This is a genomic window from Paenibacillus sp. P4_A7 (genome assembly GCF_056402455.1).
The window spans coordinates 1-4,869 of sequence record NZ_JBFUHJ010000427.1 but is presented as its reverse complement, the minus strand read 5'-3'; the positions used below and the strand labels follow the sequence as shown (position 1 = coordinate 4,869).

The window sequence follows — 4,869 nt, the reverse complement described above, 5'->3', positions numbered from 1 at the left end:
TTCCGATACCCGCTGAACCGTTTGACCGCTTTATCTACCAAATAATCGCTATATTTGCCCCAAATCGCTTGCATGGGCAGCGGACCACTGCCTTTTTTCATTATTTTAACGATCATGTTGATCGACTTTTTCTCTACTCGGTTGTACAGGGAGGCCCAATCCAAATAGTCGCCGCTGCTGACCGATTCAAACTGCTCCTGCTCGCTCGTTTTCTCAATGTCAGTACGGAAGAAGCAAAGCAGCTCTTTACCAGGAGCGCTTTTGGGCAAAATCGGCCAAAGCTGATGCGCCATATCAGGCGATAAATAAACGCAGCAATTATCAAACTTCCGGGTTGCCATGTCAAAGGTCAACGTATCCCGGACAAAGAGGTGAACATCCTTGTGGTTATTGAAAATTTGTGCCGTTCGGTCATATTCGGATTCTTTTTTGAAAAAAATCGTCTGTGGAAGCAGTACAATTCGGTGATTAGGGTAATCAGCAACAATTCTCTCACGCAATTTTTGATGCACAGGATAGAGGTCTCCGAAATTCCCTCCGCCTTGCAGCACGATAATCTGGTCATTAGGTATGATCAGCCTGTCAGGAAAATCAAGAACGCTGTAGYGCGCTTGGACGCGGATTTGATTATCTTTGAAAAAAGCCTCAGTGCCTTTCATGATGAGCAAATCTCCACCATTGTTGTAAACGGGATAATCGATATAATAAATGCTAGAATTAGGTGGAATCACTTTCAAAATTTGACGCAGCTGGTTTTTCAATGCTTCCATGGGATGTATATTCCGTTCCAATTGCATATCAACGCGCTCCTTTACGTTCTTTTTTGTCCTTCAGACGATCAATCAGAAAATGGAAATCTTTTTTCACAAACAATAAGTCTCTCATCTTCACCTGGAAGACGATCCGCATCGATGCCATCGTAACCGCCAAGCGGATGAAAGCACCGATTAGTAAAGCTAGTGCAATTCCGTTCAGCCCATACATCGGAGTAAAGACAAAGAACAAACCAATCGTTACGGCCAGTGCGATCATCTGCCGGATTAGTACGAGGCCAGGCCGACCCATCGCATTAAATGCTGATGCCAAAATCCATGAGCCCCCTCCGATAATGCATTCGAAGGATAGAAGATAGAAAGCTGAGCTTGCCTCGAGAAATGGTGCTCCAAACAAAATTCCCATTAGATAACGGCCGATGAACAAACAAGGAATAACGGCAATCATCATCATCAGCATTGATAATCGGAATGCTCGACCGACCGTTTCAATAATTGCAGCCTTCTCCATACCGGTTACCTTTGGAAAGATAACGTTCGTAATCGCCATCTGCACGACATTAAATATGCGAGACAGTGCGTATACAACCGTGTATAAACCTAAGTCCCTGGCAGTCAGCATCGACAGAATGATGATTTTATCGAATTGGGAATACAAGGTACCCAGCAGCTCAACTCCGAATACTTTACTGCCATAACCGAACAGCGCTTTTGCTGCAAATCGATTTCCGATCCCTCTCAGCCAATCGATTTGAAGCGTATCTCTAATGCTGTACAGCGACCATATAATGACCGCCATACTGGTCACTAGAAATACTAACGAAGCATAATGGAGGCTTAAGCTGCCTACGGCCCAAAGCGCAATTAGTCCAATAAGGTTGCACAGCGGTACGGATAAACGCAAGCCATTATACACATTAAATCTGCCCGTGCTCTGAGCCAGTGCTGAGACTAAATTAATCGCTAGTAGAACGGGAAGCATTATGACCGTATACCATCTAGCAATTCGAATGATTTCGTCCGGATAATTGCCAAGCCATACCGGCAGTCCGATCCAAGCAACAACACCTATAATGACACTGACTGGAATTTGGAATAGAAAGCCCGCTCTTACAAAGTCCCCGCCGCTGCCTTTGTTTTGCTTGATGTTATAAATAAGTGAGGTCGGCAATCCGAATCCTACAAGACCCGCAAGCAGCGTCGGCCAGAATAGAATGGCCGAGAACTCCCCCTTCCCCACCACCCCGAACATTCGGGCTGTGACGATAGAGGTCAGTGTACTTATGACAAGTACCAGAAAGTTAGTTGCGCTGGTGCGTAGTATCGTTTGTGCGAGTCCATTTCCTTTCCACACCTTATGAATGGCGAGCTGTGACATAACTTTCCGTCAACCCCTACTGTTATAGCGCAGGATACCTACAAGCGACCCATTGCGGTAACAAATTTTAACGACCTGCCCAATAAAACGCTTGAAGTGAAAGATTGAGAGCAGTGACGTTCCGACAGCCTGTAGCAAACGAATCGAATGCTYTAGAATGGATACAGCGCTTTTGTCCTGTCTCTTTACCGCATCGCTCACCCCTTGCCAGTAGATCCGCTTTAAGAACCAGGTTTTTGTCGTTCGTTCCTTCGCAATTTTGTGCTGAACGGGGGCAAACGGCGTATAGAACACTTTATATTTTTCACGCAGTCTTGCTATCAGTTCACTTTCCTCGCTCGACAGCAGGTTGCTGCCAACCCTTCCTAGATCCTCGCGAAACGGCTTAATTTGCCGAAACACAATCATTCGGAATGCAACATTCGCACCATACGGAATGGCTGGAGCAAGCATTTCCACTATCCTGTTCGAGTAATCCAAAATAGTGAATACCGCTCGATGCTCTTCTGGAATCCAATCCGGCTCCTCGGTTTCCCAGATCGGATCGATTTTTCCGCCGACACAACCAATAGACGAGTCGCTTTCAAAGACGTCCACAATACGTTGTATCCAGTCGTAGGAAGCAAGCGCATCATCATCCAGAAACAGAATGTATTCGCCGTACGCCTCCTGTATCGCCCTGTTGCGGGCAACCGACAAGCCCAGCTTCTTTTCTAGGAAGTAACGTATCCTTCTGCCATGCAGCTCTCGAAGGTTAAGTACAACCTCGGCCGTATTGTCAGTGGAGCGATTATCAATCACAACAATTTCGATTTCTTCTTTATCAAAGCTTTGAGCAAGGACGCTCTCAATTGCCTCTCCAGTATCCTTCGCCCGATTATGGGTGCAGATGGCCACCGTTACCTTCATCCTTTATCCCCATCCTTGATAAACATTTTTGATTTTCCGCGCTAACGCGCTCCATTCCAATTCCTTCAACACCTCATCGTACTTAGGTGTTTTATGCTGCCTCTTCACAAGCGAAGCGGTGAGCATCGCCTTCTTCAATCCAATAGGATCGGTTGGATCGTAACCAACCACCATATCCTCTTTAAAATACTCAGAGGCAAAATCATTGTTAGGCATGACGATCAGCTTCTTGAACGATAGACCTAGAATGGCGGAGCCAGAGGTTGTAATCTCTTTGTACGGCATAACCATCACATCCACAGAACTGATCAGATCGGCAATCTCTTCATTCGGAATGAATCTGACATCCAAAATGATATTTTCGGTATCCTTTACTTGCTTTAGATACGTCTGCATCTCTTGGTCCGCTTTCCCCGCAATGACCAAGTAGGACTGCTTCGTTTTCACCGCATTAAAGGCTTCTATTAAATCCTCTACACCCTTATAGGCTTTGATCGCACCTAGAAATAAATAAATTTCTGCATCCTCGCTAATGTTGTAAACCCTTCTGAAATCCATGCCTTGCGACTTGTACACGCCCAAATAATGACCATGCTTTACGACGAACAGCTTGCTTGCCGGAACATTGAATTCGGCCATCACTCTTCGCTTGATGGACTCAGAAGCAACGATCAGCTTGCTGCAAAACTTGCAGATCAGCATTCTCATGAATCGCTCCAGCTTTGGAAACTTCACTTGATGCGGATACAAATTATGAATCGTCCATACGAGCTGAATGTTCCTTAGCTTCAGATAGAGCATCGTCATTATAAAAATGACCGACTTCACAATAAACAGCAGTGGATTTTGATTCTGGTAGGCATGATGCATCCAGTGAATGTGAACAATGTCCCCCGATTTCGCTTGACCGACCTGCAGCATCAGCTTGCCATGCTTCAAATCCCTAATGTCCAACCCTTCATCGCTTAGCGAATCTGTTAATAAATCGTTATAAAAATTCAATTCGCTAGATTTTGGCCACATCCATACTTTCATTGCTTACCTCTCCCGACACTTTAGTTGTATCTTCGAATCCAATTATTCGGAACGTTGATATCACGAATAGCTTTAGCGGGGGCTCCTCCAGCGAGCACATTTGCTGGAATATCCCGCGTCACGACACTGCCAGATGCAATGACAGTATTTGACCCGATCGTCACGCCTGGCAGGATAACGACGCCTCTGCCAATCCACACATTTTCCGATATAATAATTTCTTTGCTTTGCGACTTATCGTCTGCATCTACTGGATGAAAGTTCGTATCGATGATGTTAACCATCGGACCTATGATCGTATTGCTGCCGATTTGAATCGATTTCGTACAACCGATATCTAAGCCATAATTGAAAAACACATTATCTCCAACGAGTAATCTAGCCTGCTTATTGACGGTTATGGATGACGGAAACGGCTTCGCGTGAAAGGATACGTTCCGTCCAGCTATAAATTTGCCTTTGTTCCGAATCGTYAGCTTTCCTGCAATCCGTCCGTACATACCGACTGAATCCGTTTTGAACCTAAGTAACGCCGCACCCTTCAGAACGGCAAGCAGCTTGCCAAAGCTCAATTGCTTAATTGGAATACCCATGCGATCATCCCACCGCTTTCGACTTCATGCCCTGCGCCAATAACAAATGGTAGGTGGACTCCACCTTTCGAGCGATCGTCTGCATATTGAAATCATTCATCACACTGGCGTAGCCTTGACTCGATAGCTCCTCATGGTTGACTGACTTGTCATATACCCGTCGAATAGTTTGATACAACTC

At 45.4% G+C, this 4,869-nt stretch carries 5 protein-coding genes; all 5 read right to left on the bottom strand.

Features of this window, described 5'->3' with window-relative positions; translation table 11 throughout:
* On the bottom strand, positions 1-797 hold a 797-nt coding region (locus AC1DWN_RS28045), incomplete at its 3' end, for a polysaccharide pyruvyl transferase family protein (protein ID WP_477562171.1).
* Position 798: 1 nt separating this feature from the next.
* Positions 799-2,151, bottom strand: a complete 1,353-nt coding sequence (locus tag AC1DWN_RS28040) for a lipopolysaccharide biosynthesis protein (RefSeq protein WP_477562170.1) — start codon at positions 2,149-2,151, stop codon at positions 799-801.
* 9 nt (positions 2,152-2,160) lie between these two features.
* Positions 2,161-3,060 (bottom strand): glycosyltransferase, encoded by a 900-nt coding sequence (locus tag AC1DWN_RS28035; protein WP_477562169.1) that lies wholly within the window; start codon positions 3,058-3,060, stop codon positions 2,161-2,163.
* Positions 3,061-3,063: 3 nt separating this feature from the next.
* Positions 3,064-4,095 carry a glycosyltransferase family 4 protein gene (locus AC1DWN_RS28030; protein WP_477562168.1) on the bottom strand — a complete coding sequence of 344 codons (1,032 nt, stop codon included), beginning with the start codon at positions 4,093-4,095 and terminating at the stop codon, positions 3,064-3,066.
* 20 nt (positions 4,096-4,115) lie between these two features.
* Complete coding sequence (locus AC1DWN_RS28025) at positions 4,116-4,688, bottom strand: LbetaH domain-containing protein (RefSeq protein WP_477562167.1); 573 nt, start codon at positions 4,686-4,688, stop codon at positions 4,116-4,118.
* Between the last annotated feature and the right edge of the window lie 181 nt (positions 4,689-4,869).

Coding starts and splice junctions, on each gene's coding strand:
- AC1DWN_RS28040 (WP_477562170.1), bottom strand. CDS start 2,151: ATGTCACAGCTCGCCATTCATAAGGTGTGGAAAGGAAATGGACTCGCA.
- AC1DWN_RS28030 (WP_477562168.1), bottom strand. CDS start 4,095: ATGAAAGTATGGATGTGGCCAAAATCTAGCGAATTGAATTTTTATAAC.